This window comes from Trichloromonas sp. (assembly GCF_034006665.1).
Classification (GTDB): Bacteria; Desulfobacterota; Desulfuromonadia; order Desulfuromonadales; family Trichloromonadaceae; genus Trichloromonas.
Genome location: NZ_JAVESI010000046.1, coordinates 1 through 17,652 on the forward strand (window position 1 = coordinate 1; position 17,652 = coordinate 17,652).

Here is a 17,652-nt window from a genome sequence, read left to right on the forward strand (position 1 = left end):
GAGCTTTAACGCTAATTGCATTGCTTTATAATAATCCTTTTCGCCTTTTTTTTGTTCTATTAATTTTTTTAATTCGTTTATTCTTTGTCTCTTCTCTCTGTCATCCATGAATGAATATGTTTTTTTAAATATATTATTAATTATAATTTTTGTTTACATATTTATATACAATATATCCTGAATCATTTATTTCTAGTATATTTTTTAATTTTTTATTTTTAATATAATTAATTTTACAATTATTTTTAATATAGTTAGTATTGGGTTCGGTGTATTTTATTATATGAAATCCCATCCCAGTAAATATATCATCATTAAAATCTCTAATAGCACATGCTATTATGTTATTAAATTTGTTTTTTTGTTTAAAAAAATTAAATATTTTATTAAACCCTTTTCTTTAAAAAATGTTATGTTTTTTACAGTGATATTCACATATACAAACTTATCTAAAATCATAAAAATATGTTTTTATTGTATATATTATTAAATACCCCATATGTTTATATTTTTATATTTTAAAAATATAAAATTTCACTTTATTTTATTTATATATACCAATATAAAAAAATTATTATTTTTATATGTCACTAACAAAAGAATTAGAATCAAAAGCAAATGAAGATATTATAAACGCACTAAATGATTTAATAGATAGATATTTAAGAGAAGGAGTATCTATTTACGATATAAAAAAATATTTTAAGCCAATTAGAATATTTAATATTTTATTAAAAGATATACATTATGCTGGTAGAAGATATTTAAAGGATGATGAAGATTATATAAGTTATGTAAGAAAAATATTTAATGACGTTATACTGGATAGAATATCAGAAATAGAAACAAATAATATGAATAAAAATATTTCAGAAAAAAAAATTATAAAATTTGATAATTTTATAAATGAATCTTTTAATTTTAATGAAATATCCATTGATTATATGTTTAGTGATATTGAATATTCTGATAATGATATGGATATAATATCGGATTTTTTTAAGACTAGACCAGAATATATATCTAGTAAAAATGCTAAATATAATACATACACTGTTACTGATTTTAAATTAGATGTATTAAGAAATAATAGGGTTAATTTTGATGTACTAATATTATCAGATAATCAGATATTAAAAATGATATCTAATACAGTTAGATATATTGTAAGTGGATTATATTCTAAAATACCTAAGAATGTTGAATATATGGGGATAGAAATAAAACCTCATACATTTATGGATAAATCATCATTAAAAGATTCAGTATCAAAGTTAATAAGTAAAGAAGATATTATAAATTATATAACTACTATATCTAAATATACATTTGAATCTAAATATGGTGATTATTATATATGGAAAAAAATTAAATAAATATGAGATTATATAATTTTAATGATTTTAATTTATTAGAATGGTTAGGTGAAGATAAAAAAATACCTAGACCAGAGTATATTAAATATCTAGATGAACTTCAAGAAAAAATAAGAAAAGATATAAAATTACCTAATGGATTTAAATCTGACTATAGTAGAGGAAGGGGTATAATTATACATAGTGGCAACGATAAAGATTTAGTAATTACCATAGAAGTCAATAATGATAAAATAATGTACAATGTAAAACCAGTAAAAGGAGAAGGCATAGAAAGTGGTATTAATATCCCGTTTAATAATGATATATCTAATATATTTAAAATGATTAAAAAGGATTTAAAGGACAATGAAAATAAAGAATACCATAAAGTAGATAAAAATCTATCTAGTGATATAAACGATGATATTGATAATGATATTGATAATGATATTGATATAGATAAACCAATTTATAAAAAACCAGTAAAAAGAAAAAGAAGCATACCAATAAAAACTATAATGTCCGTATTAGAAGATGCATACATTGTTGATGATATAGATTTAAAAAATGTATCCGTTGAAGAACTAATAAGAAGAATGTTATTAGAATCAAGAAAATAATTTTGTATTTTTAATTTTTAATTATTATCTTTGTATTTTAAATACAAATAGATGAGCAAATTTTTAAAATTAACATTAAAAGTTCAACTAATAAGTAATAGTAAAGTTAGATTTGAAGTATTATATGTATGCCCTGAAATACATTCAGCTCAATATGCTATATTATTTCAAAGTAGAAAAGGATATGTAATAGAAAAATTTAGTCATTTTAAATATAAAGTAGGTAGATTATTATTACCATATAAAATAGAAAGAACTAGACAATATGTTGATATAATAGATTTTAAAAATGATAATATCAGGTATAATATGCTAAAAAGATTATCGGAAGATCTAAGAGAATTTTCTAGATGTGATATATTTAATGATATGGATAAATCATCATTTCTTACATATAAATTAAAAATGGATAAAGATTTTTGGTTCTTATATTAATTTAGATAATAATTTTTCTAAATATGTTTTAACTTCTTCTGGATTTTTCCAACCCATTTCTTCATATCTTTCTATTAACTGTTCTGCTGTCTTAATGGATAAATAATCTAATTCTTGTATTTGTTCATCAATAAAGATACCATATGAATCATCTTTATGTTTATCTCTAAAATACTCCCACATTCCTATACAATAATACATATGTGTTAAATCATCATTTTCAATGGATTTTTTAAGTTTATCTAATATTTCATTGTATATCATTTTACCAAATACCCATTTCCAATCTGAAGCCGCATCATTATCCAATGGCATGTGCCCCCATGCTCCTTCATTAATCTTATCGAATGATTTATAAATATCACTGAATCTATTAATCCTCATTTATCATCCTATATTTATTTTTCATAACTTTATAAAGGTATATATTAATATTTAAATTACTTAAATGCTTTTTAATTTTCTTTAATAGTTTAATATTATCATCGTAATAATGTATTTCGTTATAATTTCCATTTTTATATATTTCTAATAATTTATGAGCTTTCCACATAGAAGGTTGAATATTAGTTTTATCAGGATACATAAATATCCCAATATTTGGTTCTTCTATATTAAATCTATGTAATGTATCTAAAATAATATTTTTAAATTTTTCTTTTCTTGCTGTCAATATAGCTCTATTATCAACGGAATTATATAATTCAATAATGGTATTATTAGGTTTATCTGGTTTTCCTTCTTCTGTTAAATAATATGATTCTGGTTGTGTTAAATATATTCTATCTTTTTTTCTAATCCATTCAGAATTTTTAGGAATATTTATTAATTGATCAATATCATCAACATATACTCTACCATTATCATATTTTAAATCCTTTAAATTAATATTTATATCATTTATTGATTTTTTTAATATATTTTCTGGTGTTAATTTTTCTATTAAATATTTAATACTATCCTCAAAATTATTACTATGAAACATAGTATCGTCAAAATCAAATACATGTAAAGTATTATTTTTTGATTCTAATAATCTTTTTCTGTTTTTTGGTTCATATGATGGTTTTAACATAAAATATCCATATTCTTCTATCTGTTTAAATAATCCATTTTTAACATCATTTAATGTGAATAATTTTTCATACTTATAACCACAATCTCTTGTATGAATATCTAAATAATATAGACCACTCCACCCTTCAAAATTTAAAATATTATTATCAATTCTAAATAAAAAATAAAGTGGTTTATTACCTTTATCAAACTCAAATTTAGCATTAGATATTAATCTAGTTGGAATTGATTCAAATCTTTCTACTTTTGGCATGTAATTTTTAAATTCTAATAATTCTTCAAAATTGTTAAATATAACAACTATTGAATTATAAGGATATGTAGAATATGATTCTGATATTTTATGATTTTTAGTTTCTAAAGTTCTTTTAATATTTTTTGGTTGGTAATCAGGTACATAATTTGTATTCCTTTTTAACATCCACCACCCAATTGTCCAACTTTTACCATCATATACATATCTTCTTGAATATGCTCTTTTATTCTCGTCATATGGTAAATTTAATTCTGCTTCAGTAAAAGGAAAAACTGTACCTAACATTTTATCCATATCACTATATTCAGCAATATCATCATCCCATGATATAGGAAAATTAATTGATTTTTCTCTCCAATCTTCACCATAATCTTTAATCATATCATATTCAGTTTTAAACCGATAATAATACCATATTTTACTTGTGTATTTTGATTCTAATAATCTTTTTCTGTTTTTTGGTTCATATGAAGGAGTATATGGTATTAAATTTTTATCATAAGCATATATACTATCATCAGGTGATTCAAATACAATTTTAATATTATCTACTGGTAATAATATTGATCCCCATTTATCATTAATAAAAAATTTTTCAATTATTTTAAATTTATACATATTATATTCATTGATGATATCTATATCTTCATCATTATGTAAATGAGTATCATATGGTAATTTATTAAAATATACAATATCCGATATTAAATACTTCGGAATATTTATACTTTTTTTATGTACAAAATTAAAAATACTTTTATTATCAGTGAAAAACATTTATTTTCTTCTTATATTTTTATATGATTCTTTAATTTCTTCTTTTTCTATATCATCTTTTAATTCTTGTTCTTCGGATTTTTTAAATCTGTACTCATTATGTTTGGCCTTAGCTCTTTCTATACCATCTCTTTTCTTCTGTTCTTCTAATTCTGCTTCTAATGCTCTTAAATCAGCTGCCTTTTTTTTCATTTCTGCCATTGAATCTTTTGGTTCATAATCATCTGGTTGAACTACGTTTTTATTTTTTTTAATATCAGTTGTTCTAATTTGATTTATATACATAACTCTTGCATCTAATGGTACTGCTTCTGTATCTGGTTTTTCAGGACTCAATGGATTTTCCCAACATAAATCTAATTTCCAAGGTACTTTAGATAAATTTGATATAATATAATTCTTAAATATATCTAAATATTTTAATCCTTCGAACCCAAATTTTGAAAAATTATTAATATATTTTTTAGAACCTATATTACTTATTGTACCAATACCAACATGACCACCTGCTAATGTATATTGATTCTTAAAATTTAAATTACTATCCATCTTTTTAAGCAAATCTTCACAATATTTTTTCAAGTTATCAACTGGTTTTCCTTCTTTTGTTTTTGGTAAGTCATCCTTATCATATTCTTCAACCTTACCTACACTAGCAATCTGCAATGTATCACCATATTGTAATAATATCCATTTTATATTTTTAGCTTCTTCTGGTAATCTACCACTTTGTATATCCCTCTGTATAATAGCTCTAGCTCTTATAGCATTTGCCCATGTACCAGAACCAACAAAAGCTATCTCACCAATAATAACATAACCATCTAATTTTACAACATTAATAATATTACCATTCTCATCTTTTAATGGAACTGTATATTTATTTATAAATTCAGATTGACTTTTAATAACATCTTTAAACTCTGCACTTCCACCTGTCCTAGATTTAACTTGACTCATTCTCCATTTTGCACTAGATACAAAATCCATTGGTCTACCAAATTTATCTTGATTATTTAAAGGCGAAAATATTTTAAATAAATTAAAAATTTGATATATAGATGGTTCAGTAGCATTATGAATAACTTCTATAATTGTTTGAAAATCACCTCTTTTTATTAATTGGTTAAAAGCACCGGCAAATAATAATTTAGCATTTGGTTTTTTAACAATATCAGCTGGTTCAAATTCCATTAAATCCATCCATTTAACCCCATATTCATCATATTTAGCAGAATCTACCATATCTATAACATCTAATACGGTTGAATCAACAGGTAATCCTAATACATCCATTATACCTTCATATGCTGATCCTGTTTTTGTTTTTATAGCTCCTTGTTTTTTAATGTCTTCTCCTTCTAAGAAATCACCATGATGGTCAATATAAACATCAATATCAGGATGGTATTCTGCAAAATCTACAGCCACATTAATAACATCAGTTTTTATATCAATAACATTCCAACCTTCTTGATAATTAACAATACCATAACCAATTATTTTAAAACCTTTACTTAATAAATATTTTTTTATTGCGATGGCTGAAAAAATACCATCTAAATCATCATGAGTATATATCATAACATTTTTACCTTCTTTTCCTTTTTTATTAACCCAATAATCAGGGCTATTTGGAATTCTAGGTGATGCTTCTTCTTTTATAAATTGGTTGAATTTTTTAATCATTGTATTTTAATTTATTTTTATAATTTTCACAATTTTCATTTTGTTTTGATGAATTTATTCTTCTTTTAGTTATACATAAATTATCTATATTACCAATTATTTTATAATCTATATTATTTATAAAACCATTATATACAGATATTTTATGATCTATTGTTGGATAATTTTTATCATTTGGGTGTAAATTTAAATTTTTTTTAATATATTCATTATCATAAAAATCATTACCATCCCATTTATCAAATAAATATTTTTTATATATTCTTGTAATTGATAAAACGTTTTTTCTATATAAAACATAAGGTTTATAATATTCTGGATTTATTTGTTTACCTTTTTTAATTCTAGTTAATAATGATTTATTTTTTATAATATTTGATTTATTAGGATGTTCACTACCATATTTATTTTTACATGTTTTTTTAATTTTATCTTTAATATTTTCATTTTGAAAAACATTTTCTGTTCCCCAATTCTTTAAATTAGTTTTAATTTTCTTATTTTTAATTATATTAGACTGTGATACATTTTTAACACCATATTTTTTTATATTTGTTTTTTCTGTTCTTTCTGTTTTAACACATAATTGACAATAATATTTTATTGTTTTATCTTTTGTTATTTTAACATAATCTTGATATTTTATACTATTTATAATTCCACATTTTTCACATTTAACATCGATTCTAATATGTGATCCTTTTGATAAAAATTCAGCATTAACATTAATAATATCACCATGTTTAACATCATATCCTAAATATCTATAATATTCTAAATTATGATTAATAATTTTTACATTTACTTTATCTGTTATAATCATTATTAAAATATTATTATTTTTTTAAAATATTATTTAAATCATTTTTAATTTTATTAACTATTATTGGATTCATATTTTCAGTTATTGAAAAATTTGAGTTTCCTTTAATTTTTAATCCTTTTAAATGTGGTTTTAGTGAAATATTGTTATTATAAAATTTAAATAATTCAGATTGTAATTTATGCATCTCAAAAAATGCACTATCATTATACTTCACTAAATGAAATTCTTTACCTTCTTTTAATGTACGAGTATAGTATAATATATCACTTTTATCTTTTAAATAATTAGTGATTTCTTCTATTGAAAAATCATCTGAAAAATGAACAACTCTTAATCTATCCATACTATATTTTTATATTTATAGTATATATATAATTTTAAATATTGAAAATTAAAAAAGACGATAAAAATTAATTTATCGTCTTTTTTAATTTATACTATTTTAATAATATTATTAAATTTCAGCAGTTGGTGTTTCTTTTTGTGGAACTGTTTGTGCTGTTGTTTGTGCCGGTTGACCTTGTGGTTGACCTTGTGGTTGACCTTGTGGTTGACCTTGAACCTGTGATTGTGGTTGACCTTGAACCTGTGATTCTGGTTGAGTTTGAACTGGTTCTTCTGTATCAATTTCAGTTTCTACTTGTGCTTGAACCGGCATATCTTCTTGTGCTTGAATTGTTGGTTCTGTTTTAACACTGGTTGTCATTGATGTTGGTAAATTTTCAATTGTCATAAAAGAAGTTGTTATAAAATTAGCAATTTCTTCTGCTAATTCTTGATCAGACCATTTCGCTCTTACATTTTCACCTGTTTCATCTTTAACTTTCTTAACATATGAATTAATAAGAGATTGTGGAATTTCTATTCTTGTTCTAACTTTCCAAGTATCATCATCAAAAAGTTGAGCACCTTCATTCATTTTCTCTTCTTCAATCAATTCATTATCTATTAGAGGTTCATCTTGTATAGATTCACTGATCTTTGATTTCATATTTTTAAACTCATTGTATTCATGTAAATTCTTCATAATTTATAATTTATTTTTTATTATATATTAAAATAATAATATCACTTTTTGTTAAAATATTTATTTTTATATATTAAATTAAAAAACTCGTTTTTTTACCATTGATATATTGTATATTGTCCTGTTATTCCAATTATTAAAGCTGGTCTAGCATGAAAAATATCATATCCAGCACCTGCTCCTACTCCTATCGAAAAAGTTCCAGGAAACCATTTACTCTTCTTCATTAAACTATTTATATACTTATTATTATTTGGATCTACAAAATACCCTTCCATATTTGTAAATTTTATATCTTTTCTATTTGTTTCTGCAAAAATATATAATTTATCATCTACTACCTTTTCACCAAAAGTTAAATCAACATTAAATTCTTGATTGGTTAATCGGCTATCTAAATGTTCTAATTTTATTGAGTTAAATATTAATTTGCTATCAATCTCTCTATTATTAAATAATAAACTTCTATCAGATATTGTCAAACCAACTGTTGTTATTCCATCAAATTTATCATTATATTTTTTATCAGTAAAAAACCACCTCATTGTATAAGTACTATCATTAACCTTTATTGGTGTTTCTAATATAGATGTTATTCTATTTGATAATTCAGTACTATCATTCTTTAATCTTATAACTGTTCTATTTAATGATATAACATTACCTTCTTGTTTCTTCACTTCATTATACAATGAACGATTTAATTCTTTTAATTTTTTTTCATTGGCAACATAAACAGGTATTATAGATTGTAATTTATTATACTTTGTAATATAAGTTTTCATTGAATCATTTAATGCTGATATATTCTGTTCATCTATCTTTTTTTCTACCTTCATGTCATTATTAATGGAACAAGTTCTTATAAGTACTATTGCAACAATTGCAATAATAATATATGAAAATATTCTACTATTTAAAAATGACCATAATTTTTTAAAAAATTTAACAAATTTATTCATGTTTATTTATTATTTTTTAGAATCTTCTATGTTTAGGATATCTTGACGTATCCATTGATTTTTGAACTAATCCACTTTTATTATATTGTACATAAAAAGAATTAATAACATTTTTTGGTTCGAATCCTACAACAGCTCCATCATATTTACCTTTATAAAATGTACCTTCCATCCATTTACCATTAAATTCACCAAAGTAAAATATCCCATCATGCCATATTGCTGTATCATTTTGTTCTGTTTCGCCACCAAAATATCCACCATTAAATGAACCATTATACCAATCACCACTATTAAAAAACCCATAATTAAATATACCATTATACCAAGTACCACCTGACCAATTTATATTATTAACTATTCCATCGTGCCATATCCCATCTATCCAATTCATATCATTAACTACACCATAGAAAAATTCACCATTCTCCCATGTTGTATCAATATTAAATATTGTACCATTATAGAATTTTCCATCCTTCCATGTTGATTTATCGAATATTCCACCGTGAAAAGTTCCACTATTCCATGTTGAATAACCAGTAAATGTACCATTATTAAATCTACCATCTTTCCAAATTGTTGCTTTATCTATTGTACCATTATTAAATGTTCCATTCCACCAAGTTGATTCTTCAATTAAACCATTGTTAAATGTACCGTTATACCATGTAGAACCATTTCTAATATTACCACCATTAAATGTTCCATTATTCCATATAGAATTATCAAATACACCATTATTAAATGTTCCATTGTGCCAAGTAGAGTTATTATTAAACTCGCCATTATTAAATGTACCATTATACCAATTTGATGTACTTATTGTACCATTATTAAACACACCATTTTTCCATGATACACTATTTATATTTCCATTTATAAATATGCCATCTAACCATTCTTTATTTTTCAACTCACCATTTATCCATATACCATCTTTCCATTGACTTGGTCCAAATGGATTTGTACCTGTACCATCCCAATCATTTTCCCACTTACCATATTCCCAAACTGTTTCACTTTCTAATGTTGTATTTATTATATTACCATCATTTATTATATAACCCTTACCGATAGTTGAATTTATAATATCACCAGAGTATATATATCTTTCGTTTGCCATTGGACCACCTGGATAATTATATAACAACTGTATATCTGATTCGGATAACTCTTTATTATAAATTCTTATTTCATCTATACTTCCTTTAAAACTATTAGAATTTGTATTAATATTAGTCAATGAATGACGAGTACCGAAATATATATAAGCACTAGATAAACTATCACCTGGTGATAATATATTAAATGCAGGTGTTAGTCTATCACAAACCATAACACCATTTATATAACCTTTATATTTTGCATCAATATGATTATATGTCATAACAACATTATACCATTTATTATGTTCTATTATAGTGTTTGACGGATCATCAAATACATTATTATTAGGAACTGGTTTTTTTGAATTTATACCAAATCTAACATATGGAGTATTGGTATGTACATTATTTATATCTATACCTAAAATAGAATATGGTAATTGATTATTTACAAACCATCTGTAGATAAATAATCCCTTTGAACTAACATTTGAACTTAATACACCATCTGTTTTAAACCACAAACTAATAGAAAAAGATACATTTGAACTAAAATCAGGTTGAAAATTTCTATATGGTTGATTTTGTTGATATAGTAAACTATTACTACTATTAACTATTTTATGAATACATTCTTTTGATACACCTTCTGTATATTCATATTGATTAGAACTAGCACTTAATTGATAATTTGTTGATCCACTATATGTTACTAAACTACCATTTAATGGTATATATGCTAACATATTATCAGTTGGAAATCCTGGTATATCGATAACAGTATCAAAATAACAATTTTTAAAAGTGCCGTCATAAACATCTGATCCACTTATATCAACAATATTATTACTTAAATTTATAATTGATAATCCAGTATTATTATTATTTTTAGTATAGTATGATTCTATTTTATTTAAAACAATTTCTGATTTAAGTATTAAATCTTCTTTATTATATTTATTTTTGAATTTAATATTATCTATTTTATTATCTTTTACGGTTGATACTACTGCTTGTATCCAGTTTATATCATTAACTGTTTCTGGTTGTAATTTAACATCATGTAGTATAGAACCATTTATTGTACCATTTTTAATTTCTACATTTTTCATGTATATTTTTCCAATAAATGCATTTTTAAAAATATTAAAATTGTTCAATAAATTTACATTTATATCTTTATACTTTTTATTAATTTTTATTCTATTTCCCTTTTTTTCTAAAATAAAAAAACCATTATCATCACATGTACAACCAGAATTATAAAAACTATCAAATTGTTCATATTCTCCTGTTATACCACTATATATCATTATATAAACTTTATCACCTACATCAAACATACCATCAAATTCAGTATATAAAACTACTTGATTATCTGATTGTTGTATTATAGGTAATAATTTTACTGCATTTTTTTTGTAATTAGACATGAAGTTAAACTTTTATATTTTAATGTATATATAAAATATAAAAGATTATTTTTATAAAATATAATATTTATAATAACATATCAATAAAATAAACCCAAATTTTATTAATATATAATAGTAAATATAATTTTATTATAGTATGGACAATAAAGAAAAAATTATTAAATCTTTCATAGAAACATTAAAGGATTCTTTTGTTAATGAGTTTGAAAAAATTGATTACTCTAGAAATTTAGTAAATAATTATATGAAAGAAATAAATTTTGATTATCAATATGATTATAATACGTTTTGTATAGAATTTTTAGATACGACTGATAAAATATTAAATTCATTAACAAATGAAGAAATATTATTAATAGATATTAATATGTTAATATATGAAACATTTATGAATATGGTAAAAAATAAGATATTTAATAGTACAAATAATGATAATGATAAACAAAAATTAATTCTATTACACGAATTAAAAAAATATCTTATTAAAAAAGATATAAATGATTAAAAAATATTAAACTATTTTAAAAATTTAATATATATAATATGTTATATGAAAAATATAACAAATACAACATTTAAAGGTATTAAAAGGCATTGAAAGGCATTAAAGGCATTAAAAGTTATTAAAAGGCATTACAAAATTTAAGCATTCATACCTGATTATACCCTTAAATGAAAAAAAAATAATCATTAAGGTTATGTCAGAAGACAAAAATGTTGTTAATTTATTTGACATGGAAGCAGATGATGCTACCATGAGTTTCTTAGAAAAGAAAGGAACAAACAGGGATGGTATTTATAGACCAGACACAAAAATGGCAAAAGATAAATCAAAAGGTTATATTGCCACAATTAGATTCCTACCAAATGTATTGGATGATATGACATTAGGTCCATCAGCAATCGAAAAACATGTTCATTATGCAAATTTACCAGATTATCCAGATTTGCAAGGTTATTATGATTCATTAATTAATTTTGGTGAAAAATGTCCTTTAACTACTTTATATTGGAAATTAAAAAATTCTAAAAATCAAGCAGAGGTAGAGAGAGCAGAATTAATAGGTAGAACATCTAAATATTACTCTTATATTTTAGTTATTGAGGATGAACAGCAACCAGAATTAGAAGGTAAGATCTTAGTATTCCCATATGGGTATAAGATTAAAGAAAAAATTAACTTAGAAAGAACTGGTGAAAATTCAGATGGAAAAAAATGTAACGTTTTTGATCCAGCTAACGGAAAAGATTTTAGATTAATTGTTAAAGAAATTGGTGGGTTTAATAACTATGACAGTTCAATTTTTAGAGATGTATCTCCTTTAAAAATTTGGGATGAAGAAAAAAGAAAATTTATTCCAGTACCAGTTGAATGGAATGATGAAAAAAACAAGAATGTCATTGCTAATCCAAAAGTTCAAAAGAAAGTATTTGAATTCTTAGTTAATAGGCCAGAATGTGTTAAATTAGAAGATAATGAACCAAAACCTTGGTCTGATGAAGAAAAAGAAAAAGTTGATAGAATTATTCAAATTTTATCTGGTAAAGATTTAACATCAGCAAAAGATAAAATTGGTAAAGCATCAAAATCAACAAAATCAACAGATGATGATTTAGAAGATAGTTCATTTGATAATAATGATTCTGATGATATTGATGATTTCTTTGGTGACATGGATGACGAATAATAAATAATGTAATTTTTAAAAGGGAGAATATAAAATTCTCCCTTTTTTATTTTTATATATACTATAAAATTTTAAATATTATAAATGACGACATATGAAGCATTAAATAGTGAATATTTTAAAAAATATGATTTTTTATATTTAAAAATTTTAAATAAAAATGAAAATATAATAAATAAAGAATATATTCTATTAGAACTATTATCTTTTCTTTTAGATACATTTAAACCGACAAACTGGTTAGGTGATACACCTATGAATGCATTTGATTGGTTATTACAATATAGAAAAAATGAAGATCAATATTTATGTATTATAAAAATGGGAAATAATTTTGGGATGACTTATCAAGAAGAATCAAATTTAACATTTAAAAATGGTATTATTCTAGAAAATTTAAATATTAATGAAATTAAAAATTTAATAAAACACGGATCAATAAGGCCGAATTACAAACCAAAAAAAAATATAAGATTATTAGAGAATAATTTACATGATAATTACCCATATGATTCTTTCGTTATTAAATTTAATACTGTAAATGAATTAGATGAAATTACAGATATACTAAATGTTGAATATAATGTTTATTTAAGTTCTTATTTATATACATTATGTGTAAATTATTTAGAAATGAATGAAAATAAAAAATCATTATTTTTAAGATTGTATTTTATTGAAGATAAATTAACATATGAAATAAATCATTTTGATAAATTAGATGAATATTCAAAAGATTATGGTTGGAATTATGATAGAATATATACATTAAATGATTTTAGAGATGGAGTATTAAGTAGAATATTAAAGACTGGTAAAAGTATACCAACATATAAACCAAAAGAAAAATCAAAAAGAATATTAGAATCCTATATTACTGATAGGGATTTAACAACCGAACAACAATTAAAATTATTTAAAATCGGAGATGATGTGATTGTTAAAAAAAATGCATATGATTATTTTAATGATGTTAATGATTATATGAATGATTTTTTAGGTGGAAAATATAAAATTCTTGATATGACAACATTATGGGATGCATATGAAGATGAATCAAAATTTTATATAACTGATTTCAATGAATCCAAATATGATGATCTATTATTGACAGTTGGTGATAAAAATGATAAGAATAATAGTTGGATGTGGTATTATAAATGTTTAATTCCTACTAGAAAATTAGATCCTGTTTATGAACCAAAAAGAAACATAAGATTATTAGAAAAATTTAATAATTTAAGTAATAAATATGACTATAATTGTTTAATTATAAAAATTGATACAATAAAAGAAATTGAAGATTTAGAAAAATATTTATCAAATTATAATATATTTATACATGACATTAGTACCATTAAAAGACATTTATATAATGGACATAATTGTTATATTCGTATTTATATTAATCAACGTAATAATAGACTTGTTGCAACCGGAAATATTATGAAATATCTTGATGAGTATTCTTCTGAATTTGATTTTAAATATGAAAAAATTTATGATGTTGAATCTTTTATAAAATTTAATATATTAGGTAATATAATAAGATTCGGTACATATATACCTGATTATGAACCAAAAGGAAAAATAATAAGAGAAAATATGATTACAAATTTAAAAGAATATTTATTATTAGAGAGAAGTAGTTTAAGCTTACTAGGTGTACCAAGAGAAGTTATGCAACCAATACAAAAAGACTTAGCAATTCCTGCTGATGCTAAATGGGATAAAATTAAATTAAAAAGAGATGCTGTTGATATATTAAATAATAATGATAAAGTATTACTATTACAAATTGATATTGATATGATTTCTGTTTTTATATCCTTTAATAATAAATATTTTATTGATACTTATGTAATGAAAGATAGTAAAGATTGGGGAGGAGGGTATAATAAATTACCAAGAGAAAAAGTATCCAAAACACAATTTATTAGTAGGTTAGATTCTTCTGTTTTATTGTATCATTTAATTGATAATTTTTCAATAAAGACACAACCTTATAGAAAAATGGATAAAAAAGAAAAAAACTTTTTAGAATTTACTGAAAATTTTAAAAAAGATTTTCTTCAACAATTTAACGCAATTCTAAAAAGAATAGTAGGGTATAATTATAAAGAAGCTAAAGGTGAAATTGCAGATAAAGCTAAAAGAGTTGAAATAGAAAATAAAATGATGATTTCAGGTTTAGAAAACCCACTTGAAGGACCAAATTCATTAACAATACTAGATCAATTTTTAATTGAATTTGAAGATGAATATTCAAAATATTTTGATGAAATACTTGATATAATGGAACTTAGTGAACTATTTACAAGAGATAAAATAATGACAAGTTTTATGTTATTCATATATTCAGGTAAAATTATAACAACTTAATTATGAAATATTTAAAATCATACAATGAATCTATAAGACATCTTTTAAAACCTAAAAACGATGAAGAAATAAATAAAAAACTAGATAATTTAAATCCTCAACAAAAGTTAGAAAAGGGATGTGAATATGATCAATTGTGGTTAGTTAAAATGGCATTAAAAGAAGGAGCAGATCCATCAGATAATTATAATTATCCAATTACAATATCTGTAGTTAATGATAGTATTGATGTTGTTAAATTTTTATTAAAAGATAATAGAGTTGATCCATCTGATGGTAATGATATGTGTATTAGACACGCTACAACATATAGTAATATCGATATGGTTAAAGAATTATTAAAACACCCAAAAGTAAATCCATTTCATTCCACTAAAGTCGAATTCGTTGAAAATGTAATAAAAAGTGCATTTCAGATAGCTGTTGAAGACAATGATATAGAATTAATTCAATTATTTTTAAATGATTATAGAGCTAAAAAATATTTATCGGAAGATTTTTATAACAAAAATATTAAATATTATTTTAATAAAAATGAATCAATAAGACATTTATTAAAAGGTAAAGATTTAAAAGATATTAAGAATAATATAAATTATTATTCAATTGTTAAATACGATTTACATGAATATTTTACAGATGATGAATTAGTAAATTATATTAAAATTGATCATAGTTTAATGTATATGGTAAAACAAGGATTACATTTTAATAGATTTGGATTAATAAAGTATGCTATACAAAATGGTTTTAATATTAATAATTTAAAAGAAAGATTATTTATAAGATCACCAAAAATTAAAACAACATCTAATATCTTAGAATGTTCAATATCTAAAAATAATGATATAAAAATAATAGAATTATTATTAGATAATGGTGCAAAAATAAATGATGATTGTTATGATTTTGCTAATTTTTATAATAGAAACGATATAATAAAATTACTAAACCAATACAATAAAACCAATGAATCTATAAGACATTTATTAAAAGGTAAAGATTTAAATGATGTATTAAAAAACAATGAAATTAAACCACTGGATAAAATTGCAAGTGGTTGTCAATATGGTATTTTATCTTTAGTTAAAGATACAATAGAAGATAAAGAATTCAATATTAATGATTTAAATGGTTTTGATTTTATTATTTATTCTGCGACTATTAATAATCATATAGATATAGTTGAATACTTACTTAAGAATACAAATTTAGATCCAACTATTTATAATAATGCAAGTATTGAGAATGCATATATTAACGATAATGTAGAAATGGTAGAATTATTATTAAATGATGATAGAGTTAGAAATAGTTTACCAAAATTTAAAGTTAATGATTATGAACTTTTAATATATAAAAATAAAAAAACAAAATGAAATATTTAAAATTATATGAAAATAAAATATTAGATGACATTTTAGATAAAATATCAGAAAAAGGTAAAGATTCATTAACTAGTTTAGAATTAGATTATTTAAATAATTATTATACTAGTGATAAAGATAAATACGAAAAAGAAATAAATAAAACTAAAGAATTAAAAGATAAATCTAAATATGATCCAAGAGAAGATAAAGAATTTTTTGATAAAGTTGGAATGGATTTTGGTGATTGGTCTGATAAAGATATTGATGATGGTAAATTACATATAATATGGGATAAATTATCTGATGAGTTGATGAATAGATTTATTAAATCAAATGATTTAGATGATGAAATATCCAATATTGCATGGCAAAATTTAGATACCGATATAAAAGAATTATTTCAAGTATTTTTATATGAAAATGATATAATTAAATCAGAAGAACAAGAAGAAATTGAATTATCATCATTATGGGATATTCTAAATGAAGATGATATTATGGAATTTTTAGAAAGAAATCAACTACCATTTCATTTTATTAATAAACAATGGGATAATTTACCAAATGAAATTAAACATATATTTAAACAATATGCAAATAAAAAAAATCTACTATAAATAAAAAGACCTTAATTAATTAA

At 22.4% G+C, this 17,652-nt stretch carries 16 protein-coding genes; 8 read left to right on the forward strand and 8 right to left on the reverse strand.

Going from position 1 to position 17,652, the window contains the following annotated elements; genetic code table 11:
- The first annotated feature begins 584 nt into the window (after positions 1–584).
- From RBR25_RS14595 to RBR25_RS14605, 3 genes are read left to right on the forward strand one after another with little or no spacing between them, the layout of a single operon-like run.
- Positions 585–1,376: a hypothetical protein gene (locus RBR25_RS14595; RefSeq protein WP_432820285.1), complete on the forward strand. Its 792-nt coding sequence runs from the start codon at positions 585–587 to the stop codon at positions 1,374–1,376.
- Positions 1,377–1,378: 2 nt separating this feature from the next.
- Entirely contained in the window at positions 1,379–1,978 is a 600-nt protein-coding gene (locus tag RBR25_RS14600; protein WP_432820286.1) for a hypothetical protein, read from the forward strand.
- 51 nt (positions 1,979–2,029) lie between these two features.
- Positions 2,030–2,413, forward strand: coding sequence for a hypothetical protein (locus tag RBR25_RS14605; protein WP_432820287.1), 384 nt, complete (start codon positions 2,030–2,032; stop codon positions 2,411–2,413).
- Here the strand turns inward: RBR25_RS14605 and RBR25_RS14610 are convergent.
- The 8 genes from RBR25_RS14610 to RBR25_RS14645 all read right to left on the reverse strand — a co-directional run bounded on the left by RBR25_RS14610 (position 2,405) and on the right by RBR25_RS14645 (position 11,569).
- Positions 2,405–2,797: a hypothetical protein gene (locus tag RBR25_RS14610; protein WP_432820288.1), complete on the reverse strand. Its 393-nt coding sequence runs from the start codon at positions 2,795–2,797 to the stop codon at positions 2,405–2,407. The two genes, RBR25_RS14605 and RBR25_RS14610, sit on opposite strands and share 9 nt — an antisense overlap.
- Positions 2,787–4,523: a hypothetical protein gene (locus RBR25_RS14615; RefSeq protein WP_432820289.1), complete on the reverse strand. Its 1,737-nt coding sequence runs from the start codon at positions 4,521–4,523 to the stop codon at positions 2,787–2,789. Before RBR25_RS14615 ends, RBR25_RS14610 begins: the two co-directional genes overlap by 11 nt.
- Positions 4,524–6,212 carry a hypothetical protein gene (locus tag RBR25_RS14620; protein WP_432820290.1) on the reverse strand — a complete coding sequence of 563 codons (1,689 nt, stop codon included), beginning with the start codon at positions 6,210–6,212 and terminating at the stop codon, positions 4,524–4,526.
- The gene (locus RBR25_RS14625) at positions 6,205–7,035 is read right to left on the reverse strand and encodes a DUF7487 domain-containing protein (RefSeq protein ID WP_432820291.1); all 831 of its coding nucleotides are present in this window, start codon (positions 7,033–7,035) and stop codon (positions 6,205–6,207) included. The genes RBR25_RS14620 and RBR25_RS14625 overlap by 8 nt, the downstream gene beginning before the upstream one ends.
- 13 nt (positions 7,036–7,048) lie before the next feature.
- The gene (locus RBR25_RS14630; protein ID WP_432820292.1) at positions 7,049–7,381 is read right to left on the reverse strand and encodes a hypothetical protein; all 333 of its coding nucleotides are present in this window, start codon (positions 7,379–7,381) and stop codon (positions 7,049–7,051) included.
- Between the two features lie 111 nt (positions 7,382–7,492).
- On the reverse strand, positions 7,493–8,029 hold the full coding sequence (locus RBR25_RS14635) for a hypothetical protein (protein ID WP_432820293.1): 537 nt from the start codon (positions 8,027–8,029) through the stop codon (positions 7,493–7,495).
- A gap of 131 nt (positions 8,030–8,160) precedes the next feature.
- Positions 8,161–9,027, reverse strand: a complete 867-nt coding sequence (locus RBR25_RS14640) for a hypothetical protein (RefSeq protein ID WP_432820294.1) — start codon at positions 9,025–9,027, stop codon at positions 8,161–8,163.
- Positions 9,028–9,043: 16 nt separating this feature from the next.
- Positions 9,044–11,569: a LamG-like jellyroll fold domain-containing protein gene (locus RBR25_RS14645; RefSeq protein WP_432820295.1), complete on the reverse strand. Its 2,526-nt coding sequence runs from the start codon at positions 11,567–11,569 to the stop codon at positions 9,044–9,046.
- Between the two features lie 139 nt (positions 11,570–11,708).
- On the opposite strand from RBR25_RS14645, the gene RBR25_RS14650 reads away from it, so the two are divergent.
- The 5 genes from RBR25_RS14650 (at position 11,709) to RBR25_RS14670 (ending at position 17,629) form a co-directional block, all read left to right on the forward strand.
- Positions 11,709–12,077, forward strand: coding sequence for a hypothetical protein (locus tag RBR25_RS14650; RefSeq protein ID WP_432820296.1), 369 nt, complete (start codon positions 11,709–11,711; stop codon positions 12,075–12,077).
- Between the two features lie 193 nt (positions 12,078–12,270).
- Positions 12,271–13,260 (forward strand): hypothetical protein, encoded by a 990-nt coding sequence (locus RBR25_RS14655; RefSeq protein WP_432820297.1) that lies wholly within the window; start codon positions 12,271–12,273, stop codon positions 13,258–13,260.
- Between the two features lie 84 nt (positions 13,261–13,344).
- Entirely contained in the window at positions 13,345–15,642 is a 2,298-nt protein-coding gene (locus RBR25_RS14660; RefSeq protein ID WP_432820298.1) for a hypothetical protein, read from the forward strand.
- Between the two features lie 2 nt (positions 15,643–15,644).
- Entirely contained in the window at positions 15,645–17,021 is a 1,377-nt protein-coding gene (locus RBR25_RS14665) for an ankyrin repeat domain-containing protein (RefSeq protein ID WP_432820299.1), read from the forward strand.
- The gene (locus RBR25_RS14670; RefSeq protein ID WP_432820300.1) at positions 17,018–17,629 is read left to right on the forward strand and encodes a hypothetical protein; all 612 of its coding nucleotides are present in this window, start codon (positions 17,018–17,020) and stop codon (positions 17,627–17,629) included. The genes RBR25_RS14665 and RBR25_RS14670 overlap by 4 nt, the downstream gene beginning before the upstream one ends.
- The last annotated feature ends 23 nt before the right edge of the window (positions 17,630–17,652 follow it).

Bases quoted from the DNA above. Each gene is read 5' to 3' on its own strand.
- RBR25_RS14595 (WP_432820285.1), top strand. From the start codon at position 585: ATGTCACTAACAAAAGAATTAGAATCAAAAGCAAATGAAGATATTATA.
- RBR25_RS14600 (WP_432820286.1), top strand. From the start codon at position 1,379: ATGAGATTATATAATTTTAATGATTTTAATTTATTAGAATGGTTAGGT.
- RBR25_RS14605 (WP_432820287.1), top strand. From the start codon at position 2,030: ATGAGCAAATTTTTAAAATTAACATTAAAAGTTCAACTAATAAGTAAT.
- RBR25_RS14610 (WP_432820288.1), bottom strand. From the start codon at position 2,797: ATGAGGATTAATAGATTCAGTGATATTTATAAATCATTCGATAAGATT.
- RBR25_RS14615 (WP_432820289.1), bottom strand. From the start codon at position 4,523: ATGTTTTTCACTGATAATAAAAGTATTTTTAATTTTGTACATAAAAAA.
- RBR25_RS14620 (WP_432820290.1), bottom strand. From the start codon at position 6,212: ATGATTAAAAAATTCAACCAATTTATAAAAGAAGAAGCATCACCTAGA.
- RBR25_RS14625 (WP_432820291.1), bottom strand. From the start codon at position 7,035: ATGATTATAACAGATAAAGTAAATGTAAAAATTATTAATCATAATTTA.
- RBR25_RS14630 (WP_432820292.1), bottom strand. From the start codon at position 7,381: ATGGATAGATTAAGAGTTGTTCATTTTTCAGATGATTTTTCAATAGAA.
- RBR25_RS14635 (WP_432820293.1), bottom strand. From the start codon at position 8,029: ATGAAATCAAAGATCAGTGAATCTATACAAGATGAACCTCTAATAGAT.
- RBR25_RS14640 (WP_432820294.1), bottom strand. From the start codon at position 9,027: ATGAATAAATTTGTTAAATTTTTTAAAAAATTATGGTCATTTTTAAAT.
- RBR25_RS14645 (WP_432820295.1), bottom strand. From the start codon at position 11,569: ATGTCTAATTACAAAAAAAATGCAGTAAAATTATTACCTATAATACAA.
- RBR25_RS14650 (WP_432820296.1), top strand. From the start codon at position 11,709: ATGGACAATAAAGAAAAAATTATTAAATCTTTCATAGAAACATTAAAG.
- RBR25_RS14655 (WP_432820297.1), top strand. From the start codon at position 12,271: ATGTCAGAAGACAAAAATGTTGTTAATTTATTTGACATGGAAGCAGAT.
- RBR25_RS14660 (WP_432820298.1), top strand. From the start codon at position 13,345: ATGACGACATATGAAGCATTAAATAGTGAATATTTTAAAAAATATGAT.
- RBR25_RS14665 (WP_432820299.1), top strand. From the start codon at position 15,645: ATGAAATATTTAAAATCATACAATGAATCTATAAGACATCTTTTAAAA.
- RBR25_RS14670 (WP_432820300.1), top strand. From the start codon at position 17,018: ATGAAATATTTAAAATTATATGAAAATAAAATATTAGATGACATTTTA.